General features: G+C 71.1%; 13 protein-coding genes. 8 read left to right on the top strand and 5 right to left on the bottom strand.

Features of this window, described 5'->3' with window-relative positions; all coding sequences use genetic code 11:
- Positions 1 to 125: 125 nt before the first annotated feature.
- The 3 genes from AB0I41_RS11160 to AB0I41_RS11150 all read right to left on the bottom strand — a co-directional run bounded on the left by AB0I41_RS11160 (position 126) and on the right by AB0I41_RS11150 (position 4,141).
- The gene (locus AB0I41_RS11160) at positions 126 to 1,094 is read right to left on the bottom strand and encodes a sporulation protein (protein WP_357104874.1); all 969 of its coding nucleotides are present in this window, start codon (positions 1,092 to 1,094) and stop codon (positions 126 to 128) included.
- Positions 1,095 to 1,281: 187 nt separating this feature from the next.
- Positions 1,282 to 2,058, bottom strand: a complete 777-nt coding sequence (locus AB0I41_RS11155) for a DeoR/GlpR family DNA-binding transcription regulator (protein WP_357104871.1) — start codon at positions 2,056 to 2,058, stop codon at positions 1,282 to 1,284.
- 40 nt (positions 2,059 to 2,098) lie between these two features.
- The gene (locus AB0I41_RS11150; protein ID WP_357104868.1) at positions 2,099 to 4,141 is read right to left on the bottom strand and encodes a beta-galactosidase; all 2,043 of its coding nucleotides are present in this window, start codon (positions 4,139 to 4,141) and stop codon (positions 2,099 to 2,101) included.
- A gap of 287 nt (positions 4,142 to 4,428) precedes the next feature.
- Here AB0I41_RS11150 and AB0I41_RS11145 point away from each other — a divergent pair, with 287 nt between their 5' ends.
- From AB0I41_RS11145 to AB0I41_RS11120, 6 genes are all read left to right on the top strand, one after another.
- Complete coding sequence (locus tag AB0I41_RS11145; RefSeq protein WP_357104865.1) at positions 4,429 to 5,757, top strand: ABC transporter substrate-binding protein; 1,329 nt, start codon at positions 4,429 to 4,431, stop codon at positions 5,755 to 5,757.
- 21 nt (positions 5,758 to 5,778) lie between these two features.
- Positions 5,779 to 6,738 carry a sugar ABC transporter permease gene (locus AB0I41_RS11140; RefSeq protein WP_357104862.1) on the top strand — a complete coding sequence of 320 codons (960 nt, stop codon included), beginning with the start codon at positions 5,779 to 5,781 and terminating at the stop codon, positions 6,736 to 6,738.
- The gene (locus AB0I41_RS11135) at positions 6,735 to 7,613 is read left to right on the top strand and encodes a carbohydrate ABC transporter permease (RefSeq protein WP_357104860.1); all 879 of its coding nucleotides are present in this window, start codon (positions 6,735 to 6,737) and stop codon (positions 7,611 to 7,613) included. Before AB0I41_RS11140 ends, AB0I41_RS11135 begins: the two co-directional genes overlap by 4 nt.
- Before the next feature lie 171 nt (positions 7,614 to 7,784).
- Positions 7,785 to 9,953, top strand: a complete 2,169-nt coding sequence (locus tag AB0I41_RS11130; RefSeq protein ID WP_357104858.1) for an alpha-galactosidase — start codon at positions 7,785 to 7,787, stop codon at positions 9,951 to 9,953.
- Between the two features lie 113 nt (positions 9,954 to 10,066).
- Positions 10,067 to 10,459 carry a YciI family protein gene (locus AB0I41_RS11125; protein WP_357104949.1) on the top strand — a complete coding sequence of 131 codons (393 nt, stop codon included), beginning with the start codon at positions 10,067 to 10,069 and terminating at the stop codon, positions 10,457 to 10,459.
- Positions 10,460 to 10,462: 3 nt separating this feature from the next.
- Entirely contained in the window at positions 10,463 to 11,731 is a 1,269-nt protein-coding gene (locus AB0I41_RS11120; RefSeq protein WP_357104947.1) for a sigma-70 family RNA polymerase sigma factor, read from the top strand.
- 21 nt (positions 11,732 to 11,752) lie between these two features.
- On the opposite strand, the gene AB0I41_RS11115 is transcribed toward AB0I41_RS11120, so the two are convergent.
- Positions 11,753 to 12,277 carry a hypothetical protein gene (locus AB0I41_RS11115; RefSeq protein WP_357104856.1) on the bottom strand — a complete coding sequence of 175 codons (525 nt, stop codon included), beginning with the start codon at positions 12,275 to 12,277 and terminating at the stop codon, positions 11,753 to 11,755.
- Between the two features lie 186 nt (positions 12,278 to 12,463).
- Positions 12,464 to 13,549, bottom strand: coding sequence for a transposase (locus AB0I41_RS11110; protein ID WP_357104853.1), 1,086 nt, complete (start codon positions 13,547 to 13,549; stop codon positions 12,464 to 12,466).
- Between the two features lie 39 nt (positions 13,550 to 13,588).
- On the opposite strand from AB0I41_RS11110, the gene tnpA reads away from it, so the two are divergent.
- Positions 13,589 to 13,984 carry an IS200/IS605 family transposase gene (gene tnpA / locus AB0I41_RS11105; RefSeq protein ID WP_357104850.1) on the top strand — a complete coding sequence of 132 codons (396 nt, stop codon included), beginning with the start codon at positions 13,589 to 13,591 and terminating at the stop codon, positions 13,982 to 13,984.
- Positions 13,985 to 14,125: 141 nt separating this feature from the next.
- Positions 14,126 to 14,488, top strand: coding sequence for an alpha/beta hydrolase (locus tag AB0I41_RS11100; protein ID WP_357104848.1), 363 nt, complete (start codon positions 14,126 to 14,128; stop codon positions 14,486 to 14,488).
- The last annotated feature ends 80 nt before the right edge of the window (positions 14,489 to 14,568 follow it).

Raw genomic sequence — 14,568 nt, 5'->3', positions numbered from 1 at the left:
CTTGCGCTTTCACCATATCCCGCCTGTTCCCTCGTCAGCCGCCCGTTCCCACCGAGTCCTTGCCCGACATGGCGGGTGGGGGGGGGGGGGCCCGCGCCCCCGCCCCCCCACCGCCGTCGATCGTCCTACTCGAAGTCGCCGCCGAAGTCGTCGCCGCCGAAGTCGCCCTCGAAGGCGTCCTCGATGAGCTCTCCAGCGATCAGGCCGCCGGCGACGCCGAGCGCCGCACCGGCGACCATGCCGCCCATGCCGTGACCCCGGTGGCCCTGGCCGTGGCCGTACTTCTGCGCACCGCCGAAGCCGGAGGCGCGCAGGCTGCCGTAGCGGGAGGTGGTCTCCCGCAGCCAGCCGTCGACGACCTGCGCCCAGTCGACGCGGTCGGCGTCGGCGTGCGAGACGGTGTAGCGGCCGAACGCGTCGTGGCCGGCGCTGAGGAAACCGCCCCGCTTGTCACACTCGAGGATCACCTCGACGCCGTGCGGGCTGGTCACGAAGGTCAGCTCGACCTCGGTGACCGTCTGCGCGTACTGCGGCGCGGCGAAGAACTCGACCTCCTGGTAGAACGGCAGCGTCTGCTGGCTGCCGCGGATGTGGCCGCGCTCCAGGTCGGCGTGCTTGAACCGGAAGCCCAGCCGCTGGAAGGCCTCCAGGATCTGCTCGTGCACCGGCAGCGGATGGACGTTGACCTGGTCCAGGTCGCTCTTGTCCACCGCCCGGGCGATCGCCAGCTCGGTACGCAGACCCATGGTCATGCCGTGCAGGCGCTGGCCGTACACGTCGGTGATCGGGGTCTCCCACGGCACCGGCAGCTGGAACGGGATGGACAGCTGCTGCTTCGGGGCCAGCTGCAACGGCCCGCTGACCGCCATCCGCTGGAACTCCATGACGCCGGCGTACTCGGTGTCGCCGCCCTCGATCTCCACCCGGGTGACCAGGCCGACGGTGATCTGCTCGATGTTGGCCGGGGCGTCCCCGCCGACGAGGTTGACCTGCCCGTCGAGGGTCAGGCCGGGCCGGGTGTTCGGGTTGGCCAGGACGGTGTCGACGCTGGGCCCACCCACGCCGAACGCGCTCAGCATCTTCTTGAAGACCATCGACACTCCCGTAGCACGGACGAAGCGCTCCAGGGTGGAGCGCGGACGCTTACCCAGCGCACCCTATCCGGAGCGGCTGTGAAATGCCTGAAAAGCGCGGCGGCCCGGCATCCCGGCCAGGGTCGCAGGGCCGTCCCGCCGGACGCTGCGGACGTGATGACGTGAACGACTCACCGCGCCGCCGCGGTCAGTCCGCCTCGACGACGACCAGCTCGCCGACCTGCTCGCCGACCTGGCGGCGCCCCTCCGGCGGCAGCTTCGAGTCGGTGATCAGCACGTCCGCCTCCGCCAGCGGGGCGATGGTGGCGATGCCGATGGTCTCCCACTTGGTGTGATCGGCCAGCACGACCAGCCGCCGGGCGGCGCTGATCAACCGCCGGTTGACCGCCGCCTCCAACAGATTGGGCGTGGTGAAGCCGGTACGCGGGCTCATCCCGTGCACGCCGAGGAAGAGCAGGTCGACGTTGAGCGAGCTGATCGCCTCCTCGGCGACCGGCCCGGTCAGCGCGTCCGACGGGGTACGGATGCCACCGGTGAGCACCACGGTCTGATCGGCGCGCGGGTTCTGGTAGAGCGCGTCGGCGACCGGGATCGAGTTGGTCACCACGGTCAGCCCGGGCACGTCGGCGAGCATGGTGGCCAGCGCGGCGGTGGTCGTACCGGCGGAGAGCGCGATCGCCCTGCCGGGCTCGACCATCCGCGCGGCGTGCTCGGCGATGGCCCGCTTCTCGCCCTGCTGGCGGATCGACTTGGCGGCGAAGCCGGGCTCCTCGGCGGAGCCGGGCCCGGCCAGCGTCGCACCGCCGTGCACCTTGTCGACCAGGCCCCGCTCGGCGAGCACCTCCAGGTCCCGCCGGATGGTCATGTCGGAGACCCCGAACCTGCTGACCAGGTGGCTGACCCGCACGCCGCCGCGCTGCCGGATCAGCTCCAGGATGGCGGTCTGCCGTTGCTGGGCGAGCATCGAACCTCCTGACCGGGCGGACGGGGAAACGGTACGCGGGTCAGGCCGTCGCCGGGCTCGCCGGTGCGACGGCCGGGACCGCTGCGGTGCGCTCCTCCCGGACCACCGCCACCTCGCCGGCCGCCACCCGCAGCTCGCCGGCGCAGGGCGTGCCGCCGAGCAGTTCGGTGCCGGTGACGTCGAGCCGGACCTCGGCGTCGGTGTGGTTGACCACGAAGAGCCAGGACCGGTCGCCGGTGCGGCGGCGGACCACCTCGACGTCGGTCGGCGCGGGCACCGGGGGACGCGCCCCGGCCTCGGCGAGCAGCCTGGCCACCAGGCGGTCGGTGGCATCCTCGTCCAGCCTGGTGCCGACGTACCATGCGGTGCCCGCGCCGACGCGGTGCCGGGTCAGGGCGGCGACCCCGGGCAGCGGCCCGTCGGCGTACGAGGCGAGCACCTCGGCGCCCTCCGGGTGCAGCCACTCGGTCCACACGTCGGCGGTGGACCCGTCGTCGAGGCGTACCCGCTCGCCGTCGCGTAGCGGGAAGAACTCCTCGGTGCGGATGCCGAGCAGTTCACGGAACGCCCCCGGGTAGCCGCCGAGGCGGATGTGGTCGTGCTCGTCGACGATGCCGCTGAAGTACGTCACCAGGGCGGTGCCGCCGCCGGAGACGTACGAGCGCAGGGCCTCGGCGTCGGCGTCGCGGACCAGGTAGAGCGTCGGCACGAGGACCAGCTTGTAGCCGGAGAGGTCGGCCGAGGCGTGCACCACGTCGGTGGTGACGCCGGCCCGCCAGAGCGCGCCGTACAGCGCGGTGAGGCGGTCGGGGTAGGTGACGTCGACGCTGGGGTGGGAGTCGAGCTCGACCCCCCACCAGGCCTCCCAGTCGAACAGGATCGCCACCTCGGCCTCGACCCGGCTGCCGCGCACCTCGGCGAGGGCCCGCAGGTCGGCGCCGAGCCGGCACACCTCGCGGAACACCTTGGTCTCCGGGCCGGCGTGCGGCACCAGCGCCGAGTGGAACTTCTCCGCCCCGGCGCGGGCGGCCCGCCACTGGAAGAACAGCACCCCGTCGGCGCCGCGCGCCAGGTGGGTGAGGCTGTTGCGGCGCAGCTGGCCGGGGGTCTTGGCGACGTTGCGCGGCTGCCAGTTGACGGCGCTGGTGGAGTGCTCCATCAGCAGCCACGGGTCGCCGCCGGCGACGCCGCGGGTGTGGTCGGCGGCGAGCGCCAGCCCGACGTGCGACAGCGGGTCGGCGGCGGTGAGGTAGTGGTCGTTAGCGACGACGTCCACGTCGGACGCCCAGGAGTGGTAGTCCAGGTACTTGCTCTCGGTGCCGATCATGAAGTTCGTGGTGACCGGCTGGTGCACCAGCCGCTTGAGCACCCCCCGCTCGGCGCGCAGTTGGGCCCGCTGCTCGTCGGAGGAGAAGCGCAGGAAGTCCAGCTGCTGGGTGGGGTTGGCGAAGGTCGGCGCGGAGCGCGGCGGGTTGATCTCGGCCCAGTCGCCGTAGCGCTGGCTCCAGAAGGTGGTGCCCCAGGCGGCGTTGAGTGCGTCCAGGCCGCCGTAGCGCGCCCGCAGCCAGCGGCGGAACGCCTCGGCGCTGACGTCGCAGTAGCAATGCACGTTGTGACAGCCGAGCTCGTTGGAGATGTGCCACAGCACCACGGCGGGGTGCGCGGCGTACCGGCCGGCGACCGCCTCCACCAGGGCCAGCGAGCGCTCCCGGAAGACCGGCGAGCTGGGACAGTACGCCTGCCGCCCGCCGGGCCAGAGGATCGTTCCGTCGGCGGTGCGGGGCAGCGTCTCCGGGTGCCGGTGGGCCAGCCACGGCGGCGGGCTGGCCGTGGCGGTGGCCAGGTCGACGGCGATCCCGTTCTCGTGCAGGACGTCGAGGGCCCGGTCGAGCCAGCCGAACTCGTACCGGCCGGGGGCCGGTTCGAGCAGCGCCCAGGAGAAGATGCCGACCGAGACCAGGTTGACGCCGGCGCGGCGCATCAGCGCCACGTCGTCGGCCCAGACCTCCTCCGGCCACTGCTCGGGGTTGTAGTCCGCGCCGTAGAAGATGCCGTCGCCCTGCCAGATCCCGCGCTGCCGCATGAGAGCAGAGCGTGCCCCCGATGGCCGAGCAAGTCAACACTTTCCAACATCGACTCATTTCCAACGTTTACCGCCGGGATCCCTCGTCAACACTGCGGTATCGATCCCGAGCAGTCCCCTTGACACGGCCGCACGGAGGGGTAGCTTCAAGCGCCACCGGCAGTTCTTGTTCGCCAATGTTGGATCTCGGTGGATCCGGGTTGGCATCCCCGGACGCGCCGGGCCCCACCACCACCACCACTGAGGACCGTTGGGCGCAGCGCACCTCTTCATCCGCAGGAGGCACCATGTCCCGTCCCCGTACCGAAGCCGAGTACCTCGCCCGGCTCGTACCGCCCTCCGTCGCCGGCGTCGGACGTCGCTCGCTGCTCACCGGCGCGGCCGGCGCGGGCGCGCTGCTCGGCACCGGTCTGCTCGCCGGTTGCGGCTCCGACTCCGACTCCGACTCCGGCAGCAAGTCGGTGTCGGTGGGTTCGAACCAGTCGGACCCGAAGCCGAAGGAGGTCATCGCCAAGGTCATGGACGGGTTCCAGACCTCGTCCGGCCTCCAGGTCGCGGTGAACACCGTCGACCACAACACGTTCCAGGAGAACATCAACAACTACCTGCAGGGCAAGCCGGACGACGTGTTCATGTGGTTCGCCGGCTACCGGATGCGGTTCTTCGCCGCCAAGGGGCTGGCCGGCGATGTCAGCGACGTCTGGGGCAAGCTCTCCGGCTACTCCGACGCGTTCAAGAAGGCCTCCACCGGCGACGACGGCAAGCAGTACTTCGTGCCGTCGTCGTACTACCCGTGGGCCGTCTTCTACCGCAGGTCGGTCTGGCAGCAGCGCGGGTACCAGGTGCCCAAGACGCTCGACGAGCTCAACACGCTCGGCGCGCAGATGAAGAAGGACGGCCTCAACCCGATCGCCTTCGCCGACAAGGACGGCTGGCCGGCGATGGGCACCTTCGACATCCTCAACCTGCGGATCAACGGCTACCAGTTCCACATCGACCTGATGGCCGGCAAGGAGGCCTGGACCTCCGACAAGGTGAAGAAGGTCTTCGACACCTGGAACGGGCTGCTGCCCCTGCACCAGGCCGACAGCCTGGGCCGCACCTGGCAGGAGGCCGCCCAGTCGTTGCAGCAGAAGAAGAGCGGCATGTACCTGCTGGGCCTCTTCGTCGCCCAGCAGTTCAGCAACGACGAGCAGGACGACCTCGACTTCTTCACCTTCCCGGAGATCGACCCGACGATCGGGGCGAAGGCCCTGGACGCGCCGATCGACGGCTACATGATGGCCCGCAAGCCGAGGTCCGAGGCGAACGCCAAGAAGCTGCTGGAGTACGTCGGCTCGAAGGCCGCCGCGGACATCACCGTGAAGAACGACCCGAGCACCCTGGTGGCCAACGGCGGCGCCGACACCGGCGGCTACACCGCCCTGCAGAAGAAGGCCGCCGACCTGGTCGGCTCGGCCACCGAGATCGCCCAGTTCCTGGACCGCGACACCCGGCCGGACTTCGCCTCCACTGTGATCATCCCGGCGCTCCAGCAGTTCATCAAGAACCCGAAGGACGTCGACGGGCTGCTGAACAGCATCGAGAACCAGAAAAAGTCGATCTTCACCAGCTGACGGCGAGAGGGGGAGGACATCGTGTCCGACCTGCCCCTGATCCAGGCGGATCGCGCCGTGCCGTCGACGGCTGCGACCACCACCGCCACGGGTGGTCGCGGCCGCCGGCTACGGCTCCTGTCCCGCACCGACCGCGTGGTGATCACGCTGATGGTGCTCGTACCGCTGCTGCTCGTCGTCGGGCTGATCTGGCTGCCGGCGCTCGCCACCGTGGCGCTCTCCGGCACCGACTGGGACGGCATCGGCCCCCTCGGCGAGATCGAGTGGGTGGGCGGTCGCAACTACTCCGACGTGGTCAACATCTACCCGCCGTTCGTGCCGGCAATTCAGAACAACCTGCTCTGGCTGGCGGCGCTCTTCGTGGTCGCCACCCCGTTCGGTATGTTCCTCGCCGTGCTGCTGGACAAGGAGATCCGCGGCAGCCGGTTCTACCAGACCGCGCTCTACCTGCCGGTGGTGCTCTCGCTCGCGCTGATCGGCTTCGTCTGGCAGCTCATCTACTCCCGCGACCAGGGCCTGCTCAATGCCGTGCTCGGCGGCGACACCGACTGGTACGGCGATCCGAACGTCAACATCTGGGCGGTGCTGTTCGCCGCCGGCTGGCGGCACGTCGGCTACATCATGCTGCTCTACCTGGCCGGCCTGAAGAGCGTCGACCCGTCGCTGCGCGAGGCCGCCGCGGTCGACGGCGCCTCGGAGGCCAGCACCTTCTTCCGGGTGGTCTTCCCGGTGATGCGACCCATCAACATCATCGTGCTGGTGGTGACCGTGATCGAGTCGCTGCGCGCGTTCGACCTGGTCTGGGTCGTCAACAAGGGCCGAAACGGCCTGGAACTGCTCTCCGCCCTGGTCACCCAGAACGTGGTGGGCGAGGCCAGCCGCATCGGCTTCGGCTCCGCGCTGGCCACGATCATGCTGGTCGTCTCCCTGGTCTTCATCACCATCTACCTGGCCACCGTGATGAGGGAGGACCGGCGATGAGCGCCCCGGCCAGGCGCCGCGCGCCGCTGCGGCCGGCCCGGGTGGTCCTGCACCTGTTCCTGGGTACGGTGGCGATCGGCTGGCTCTTCCCGATCATCTGGGCGGCGCTGACCTCGCTGCGGTCGTACGAGTACACCGCCGCCAACGGGTACGTCTCGCTCGGCGGCTGGACGTTCGACAACTACGTCACCGCCTGGGAGACCGCCGAGTTCGGCAAGCACTTCCTCAACTCGGTCTGGATCACCGTGCCGGCGGTGCTGCTGACCCTCTTCCTGGCCTCCTGCGTGGCGTTCGTGATCGCCAGGTTCAGCTGGAAGCTCAACATCGTCCTGCTCGGACTCTTCACCGCCGCCAACCTGCTGCCGCAGCAGGCGCTGCTGATCCCGCTGTTCCGGCTCTTCACCGAGGTGCCGCTGCCGGAGTTCATGAGCGACTCGGAGCTGCTCTACGACAGCTACTGGGGGCTGATCCTGGTCAACGTCGCCTTCCAGTGCGGCTTCTGTGTCTTCGTGCTCAGCAACTACATGAAGGCGCTCCCCCGCGACCTGTACGAGGCGGCGATGGTCGACGGCGCGAGCGTCTGGCGGCAGTACTGGCAGGTGACCATGCCACTGTGCCGGCCGGCCCTGGCCGCGCTGGCCACCCTGGAGGTCACCTGGATCTACAACGAGTTCTTCTGGGCCACGGTGCTGATGCGCACCGGCGACAAGTTCCCGGTGACCAGCTCGCTGAACAACCTGCGTGGCGAGTTCTTCACCGACAACAACCTGGTCTCGGCCGGCTCGGTGCTGGTCGCGATCCCCACCCTGGTGGTCTTCTTCCTGCTCCAGAAGCAGTTCGTCCGGGGCCTGACGCTGGGCGCCTCGAAGGGCTGACGTCGCCGGGGCCGGTCCTCCGGCTCCCGGCCCCACTGGACATTCGGAGGAGCGACATGCCTGTCAGTCATGAATATGCCTGACAGGCATGTCGCTCACCGCGATCCGGCCGCCCAGCGCCGTCACGGACAGCGACGGACACCGGCGGCCCTCACGGAGAGCTGAGCGGCCATGACGATTCCGACCGTCGTCCACCTGCGTCGGGCGGGGACCAGCCTGGTGCTCGACGCGCGTGGCCCGGGGCTCCCCCGGGTTGTGCACTGGGGTGCCGACCTCGGCCCGGTGCCCGCCGACGACCTGCCCGCGCTGGTGGAGGCCTCCATCCCGCCGGTGGTGCCGAGCAGCTTCGACGCGCCCACCGTGCTGTCGCTGCTGCCGGAGGCGAGCGCCGGTTGGAGCGGCCGGCCCGGACTCGGCGGCCACCGCGAGGGCACCGCCTGGTCCACCGCCTTCCGACTCGACCGGCTGGACGTCGCCGACGTACCCGGGCAGGACGGTGACCACGACGGACCCGGCGCGGCGCGGGTGACCGTGCGGGCGTCCGATCCCGACGCCGCCCTCTTCCTCACCGTCGAGGTCACGCTGGACCCGGCCGGCCTGCTCACGCTGCGGCACCGGCTGCGCAACGACGGCGACCGCCCCTACGAGCTGCGGGAACTGACGCCGGTGCTGCCGGTGCCGGCGGTCGCCACCGAACTGCTCGACCTCACCGGACGCTGGTGCCGGGAACGCGCACCGCAGCGGCACCCGTGGCCGATGGGCGCCTGGGTCCGGGAGGGCCGGCACGGGCGGACCGGGCACGACGCCACGCTGCTGCTGGTGGCCGGCACGCCCGGCTTCGGCTTCGGCCACGGCGAGGTGTGGGCGGTGCACACCGCCTGGAGCGGCGACCACGTCACGGTCGCCGAACGCCGGCCCACCGGAGAGTCCACCCTGGGCGGCGGGGAACTCCTCGCCCCCGGCGAGATCGTGCTCGCCCCCGGCGAGGAATACGCCACTCCCCTGCTGTACGCCGTGCACTCCGCCGCCGGCCTGGACGGGCTCAGCGACGTGCTGCACCGCCACCTGCGCGCCCGGCCCGGGCACCCGCGCACGCCCCGGCCGGTCACCCTGAACGTCTGGGAGGCGGTCTACTTCGACCACGAGCTGGCCCGGCTCACCGCGCTGGCCGACCGGGCCGCCGAGGTGGGCGTGGAGCGGTTCGTGCTCGACGACGGCTGGTTCCGGGGCCGCCGGCACGACCGGGCCGGCCTCGGCGACTGGTTCGTCGACGACGAGGTCTGGCCGGACGGGCTGCGACCGCTGATCGACCACGTACGCGGGCACGGGATGCAGTTCGGGCTCTGGGTCGAGCCGGAGATGGTCAATCCCGACTCCGACCTGTTCCGCGCCCACCCCGACTGGGTGCTCGCCGTACCCGGCCGGATGCCGCCCGAGTGGCGGCACCAGCACGTCCTCGACCTGGCCCACCCGGACGCGTACGACCACCTCCTCGAACGGCTCGACGCGCTGCTGGCCGGGCACGACGGCATCGCGTACCTCAAATGGGACCACAACCGCGACCTCACCGAGGCCGGGCACCGGGGCCGACCGGGTGTGCACGCGCAGACCCTGGCGGTCTACCGGCTGCTGGACGAGCTGCGCCGCCGGCACCCCGGCGTGGAGATCGAGAGCTGCTCCTCCGGCGGGGCGCGGGTCGACCTGGAGATCCTGCGCCGCACCGACCGGGTCTGGGCCAGCGACTGCAACGACGCCCTGGAACGGCTCGCCATCCAACGCTGGACCGGGCTGCTGCTCCCACCGGAGCTGGTCGGCACCCACATCGGGCCGGAGCGTTCACACACCACCCACCGGGTGCACGACCTGGGCTTCCGGGCCGTCACCGCGCTCTTCGGCCATTACGGCATCGAGTGGGACATCGGGTCGGTCAGCCCCGCGCAGCGCGCCGAACTGACCGCCTGGGTCGCGCTGCACAAGCGGCTCCGCCCGCTGCTGCACTCCGGCCGGATGGTCCGGGTCGACCACCCGGACCCGGCCGTCCAGGCGCACGGCGTGGTCGCCCACGACGGCTCCCACGCGGTGTACGCGGTGTCGCGGCTGGCCACCTCCGCCGCGCAGGTGCCCGGAGCGGTACGGCTGCCCGGCCTGGACCCGGTCCGGCGCTACGCGGTACGCCCACCGGCGGGCACGCCGGAGCCGGCGGTGGTGCAGCTGACCGGGCCGGGTTGGCTGCCGAAGGGGGTAACGCTGGGCGGGGCGGTGCTGGCCACGGTGGGATTGCAACTGCCGGCCCTGCACCCCGAGCAGGCGCTGCTGCTGGAGGTCACCGCGGTCGACTGAGAAAGTTCGGGAAAAACTTCACGCGGATGTAGAGAACCGGGGCGGCGGCTTCTACCTGGGGGTGAAAGCACCGAGAATCGGTGCTCGGACGTGAGGAGCCAGCCGTGAAGTACATGCTGCTGATGCAGTTCAGCGCCGCCGGGACCGACTTCCCGTCGATCGACACCTGGACGCCGGAGGAGATCACCGCGCACATCGCGTTCATGCGGGAGGTGAACGGCAAGCTCTCCGCCGACGGCGAGCTGGTCCAGGCCGAGGGGCTGGCCGGGCCGCAGCAGGCGCGGATCGTCCGGGCCGGCGCGGGCGGCGCGCCGGTGGTCACCGAGGGGCCGTTCGCCGAGACCAAGGAGTTCCTCGCCGGCTGGTGGATCGTCGACTGCGAGACCCCGCAGCGGGCGGTCGAGATCGCCGCGCACATCTCCACCGCCCCCGGGCCCGGCGGCCGGCCGCTCAACATGCCGATCGAGGTGCACCCGATCATGTCGGCGCCGCCGCAGGAGATGTGACACCTGGACACCCCGGACCGCCCCGTCGAGGACCTGCTGCGCGAACTGGCGCCGCAGGTCCTCGGCGTGCTCGCCCGCCGGTTCGGCGACTTCGCCACCGCCGAGGACGCCGTCCAGGAGGCGCTGCTCGACGCGGCCACCCAGTGGCCGGCGCAGGGGCTGCCGGACAATCCGCGCGGCTGGCTGGTCCAGGTCGCATACCGCCGGATGATCGAACTGGTCCGGGCCGAGACGGCCCGGCGCGAGCGGGAGGACCGCGCTGTCCGGCGGGAGCCCGACCTCCGGCGCACGGCCCCGGCGGCGGACGAGTCGCTGGCCACGGACCGGGACGACACCCTGGTGCTGCTCTTCCTCTGCTGCCATCCCACGCTGTCGACGGCGTCGGCGATCGCGTTGACCCTGCGGGCCGTGGGCGGGCTCAGCACCGCCGAGATCGCCCGCGCGTTCCTCGTGCCCGAGGCCACCATGGCCCAGCGGATCAGCCGCGCCAAGCAGCGCATCCAGGACTCCGGGGTGCCGTTCCGGCTGCCCGACCAGCGGGAACGGCAGGACCGGCTGGCCGCCGTGCTGCACGTGCTCTACCTGGTCTTCACCGAGGGGCACACCGCCAGCCTCGGCCCCGACCTGCGCCGCGTGGACCTGTCGGAGGAGGCGGTCCGGCTGACCCGGGCCATGCACGCGCTGCTGCCCGACGACAGCGAGGTCACCGGGCTGCTCGCGCTGATGCTGCTCACCGACGCCCGGGCCGCCGCCCGCACCGGCCCGTCCGGTGAGCTGATCTCGCTGGCCGACCAGGACCGCACCCGCTGGGACGCCGCCGCCATCGCCGAGGGGATCGCGCTGGTCACCCGGGCGATGGCGCGGGGACCCGTCGGCCCGTACCAGCTCCAGGCCGCCATCGCCGCGCTGCACGACGAGGCGCCCAGCGCCGCGCAGACCGACTGGCCGCAGATCCTCGCCCTCTACCAGGTGCTCGAACGGCTCTCCGGCAACCCGGTGGTCGCGCTCAACCGGGCGGTGGCCACCGCCATGGTGGACGGTCCCGAGGCCGGCCTGGCGGCGCTCGCCACGCTGGCCGCCGACCCCCGGCTGGCCGGGCACCACCGGCTCGACGCGGCCCGGGCCCACCTGTACGAGATGGCCGGCGACCGGGAGCGGGCGGTCGCGCACTACCGGGCGGCGGCCGGCGGCACGACCAGCCTGCCCGAGCAGCGCTACCTGACCATGCGGGCCGCCCGGCTCGCCGGCGGGGCGGTCGACAGCCGGCCCTGACCTCCCCGGCCGGACGGGCGCCTACTCGATGTTCTTCATCGGGTAGCCCGCGTCCGCGCACTTCTGCTTGAGCGTCGCCTCCGCCGGTGCGGTCATCGCCGCCAGCGAGTCGAACTCCACGAACGACGTGAACGTCGCCTCCTTCGCGGCGGTTTCGGACAGGCTCATCAGCGCTTCCTTGAGCGCGGGGTCGGTCACCTTGCTGGCCGTGTCCGCGAAGGTCGCCGAGGTGCTGGTGAAGAGCGGCTTCAGGGCCGCCAGCGCCTCCTTGACCCCCGTGGTGTCGCCCTTGGCCTCGGCGGTGACGCCCTTGACGATCTGGGCACGGGCTCCCGGGCCGAGCGAGTGGTAGGCGGCGTCGGCCGCCTCGCATGCCACTGCGGGTTCCATCACGAGCCCTCCGGGTTCGCCGCTGCTCGGGGCCGCTGAGGGGGTGGCGACGGCGCCGTCCTGCGAGGGGGCAGCGACGGTACCGTCCTGCGAGCTGCAGGCGGCAACGGCGAGGAGGAAGCCGGTCGCGAGGACCAGGGCGACGGTGCGCGGCATGCCAGTTTCTCCATGAGCAGGATGCAAATGCCAAGGCCGTCCTCCGAAGAGGACGGCACCCGCCAGACTCTAATCCGTTAACGCTTCCCTGCGGCTGCAAGCCGGGGGATTTCTGGCTCAGACCGCACAGCGCCACCGCCCCGAGGGGTGGTGATCGCGTGTCTTACGTCGTCGGCACCAGCACGGTCACGCTCTACCGTGGCGAGGATTGCCCTCGCGGCGTTCCGGTCGCGACAAGCGGTGTACCCCGCAGCCGTCGCATCGGAAGGTCCTCACGCCCAGTCCGAGGCGTTCCTTGGTTCTCGTACCGCACTCGGAGCAGGTCATCGTGGTGTAGGCGGGCGGGACCAGCACCACCTTCCGGCCCGCCCGCTTGCCACGGTCGATCAGTTCCCGCTTGGCAGCTCCGATCGCAGCGTCAGCGGCCTTGCGGGCCATGGTGGACCTGGCCAGGAACGTCGGTTTGAAGTCCTCCACGGCGATCACGCTGTGGTTGTCCACGACCTTCTTTGCCCACTGGCGGGCGTCGTGGGCGTTCTGCCTGGCCGCCTTCTTGTGCAGCTTGGCGGCCTGCCGCTTGGCCCGCAGGTAGCCCTTGGAAGGTGGGTTGCCTCGGGGGCGGCGCCGGCGGCTCATCTTCCGCTGCACCTTGGCCAACTCGGCGGCGCACCGCCTCCGGCGCCCCACGTGGGGTAGGTCGTAGGACGGGTCGGTGGTGGTTGCGGTGGTGGTGACACCCCAGTCGATGCCGATCGCCTTGTTGCTGGCGGGGGCCGGCACGGCTTCACGCCGGACCACGAACGAGGCGTACCAGTGGCCCAGCGAGTCCTGGTAGACGCGCACGCTGGTCGGGTCCGACGGCAGCTTCCGGGACCAGACCACCCGGATCTCGATACCGCCGGCCAGCCGCAGCCGGCGGTCGCGGATGGTGAACCCGCGCACGGTGTACTCGAGGCTGGGCAGTGTTTCCTTGCGCCGCTTGACCGCCGGCCGTCCGCGGCCCTTTACCTTGTAGGAGTGCCCGAGGGCGAGGGCGTAGGTGCGCAGCGTCTGCTGCTGGGCGACCTGGGACCCGTCCCGCAGCCACCGCGACCGGCTCCGCGCCTCGGTGAGCAGTTTGGACAGCTTGCAGTAGGTGGACTTGCCGCCGGATTTCTGCTGGTGGACGGCTTCGTTCCACAGCCACCGGCACCGACCCCACCCGGACAACAGTGCGGCCACCACGGTCGCGCCCGGGCGCAGCCGATAGGTGTACCGCACAACCTCGTCCATGTCAGGCACTATACACCATAACACTGTATATTGTCTGGTATGGACGGGGTCCGCTCTAACAACAACGTCGTGTACCGCTGCACCTACCACGTCGTGTGGTGCCCCAAGTACCGGCGACCCGTCATCACCGACGAAGTCGACACCCGCCTCAAACAGATCATCCGCGATGTATGCGCCGAACGAGACGCGCCCCTCATCGAACTGGACACCACGCCCGACCACGTACAACTGCTCGTCACCTGCGACCCGCAGTTCGGCATCCACCGCCTCGTCAAACAAATCAAGGGCCGATCGTCTCGGCTGCTGCGCGCGGAGTTCCCAAGCCTGCGCTCCCGACTACCCACCCTGTGGACCAACAGCTACTTCGTCGCCACCATCGGCGACGCAACCCCGGAGGCCATCAACCACTATGTCGAAAACCAACGCAACGCATGACCGCCCATACCACCCCACGGCTAAAGCCAGGGGTTCCTCGGGCGACTTCGGATGAGCAAGTCCTAGCGGTGCGGTCCCCGACCACGCAGCCCACGTACCCGAAAGGAGGTAGCCGGGTCCGCACGGACCCGGCCACCGGTCGTGCGACGGGCCGCAGCTCGCGGTGCAGGTCACCGCGGGCGCGACGTTGGTGCCGTTCCACCTGGCGATGAAGCCGAAGCTGGTGCTGGCTCCGGCGCCGAGCCGGCTGCGCCGACCCTGGTGGTGGGCGGGGCGAAGGATCCGGTGGCGCCGCCCGCCTGGCGCGCCCAGGTGACCCGGCTGGTCCCCCACGCCCGCGCGGTGCCCGTGCCGGGCGCCGCGCACAACCTGGTCACCACCGCGCCCCAGCAGGTGGCCGACGCGATCCGTACCCTGCTCGCCGCCGATCCTGACAAGGTGGACCCATGCGCATCGGAAACACGGAGATCCGTCCGGTCGGCGGGGGACTCGGCTGCCTCCTGATGGTCCTCTTCTCGATCCTCGCCTCGGTCGTGCTGACGGTGCTGCTCAACGTCATCGTCTAGCCCACCCGCACCGACACC

Source organism: Micromonospora sp. NPDC050200 (assembly GCF_040656135.1).
GTDB lineage: Bacteria > Actinomycetota > Actinomycetes > Mycobacteriales > Micromonosporaceae > Micromonospora.
The sequence above is the reverse complement of the archived record's forward strand: the minus strand, read 5'-3'. Positions and strand labels throughout refer to the sequence as shown.

Excerpts from the sequence above, each read along its gene's own strand:
- AB0I41_RS11160 (WP_357104874.1), bottom strand. The coding sequence starts at position 1,094 with ATGGTCTTCAAGAAGATGCTGAGCGCGTTCGGCGTGGGTGGGCCCAGC.
- AB0I41_RS11155 (WP_357104871.1), bottom strand. The coding sequence starts at position 2,058 with ATGCTCGCCCAGCAACGGCAGACCGCCATCCTGGAGCTGATCCGGCAG.
- AB0I41_RS11150 (WP_357104868.1), bottom strand. The coding sequence starts at position 4,141 with ATGCGGCAGCGCGGGATCTGGCAGGGCGACGGCATCTTCTACGGCGCG.
- AB0I41_RS11145 (WP_357104865.1), top strand. The coding sequence starts at position 4,429 with ATGTCCCGTCCCCGTACCGAAGCCGAGTACCTCGCCCGGCTCGTACCG.
- AB0I41_RS11135 (WP_357104860.1), top strand. The coding sequence starts at position 6,735 with ATGAGCGCCCCGGCCAGGCGCCGCGCGCCGCTGCGGCCGGCCCGGGTG.
- AB0I41_RS11130 (WP_357104858.1), top strand. The coding sequence starts at position 7,785 with ATGACGATTCCGACCGTCGTCCACCTGCGTCGGGCGGGGACCAGCCTG.
- AB0I41_RS11125 (WP_357104949.1), top strand. The coding sequence starts at position 10,067 with ATGCTGCTGATGCAGTTCAGCGCCGCCGGGACCGACTTCCCGTCGATC.
- AB0I41_RS11115 (WP_357104856.1), bottom strand. The coding sequence starts at position 12,277 with ATGCCGCGCACCGTCGCCCTGGTCCTCGCGACCGGCTTCCTCCTCGCC.
- AB0I41_RS11110 (WP_357104853.1), bottom strand. The coding sequence starts at position 13,549 with ATGGACGAGGTTGTGCGGTACACCTATCGGCTGCGCCCGGGCGCGACC.
- tnpA (WP_357104850.1), top strand. The coding sequence starts at position 13,589 with ATGGACGGGGTCCGCTCTAACAACAACGTCGTGTACCGCTGCACCTAC.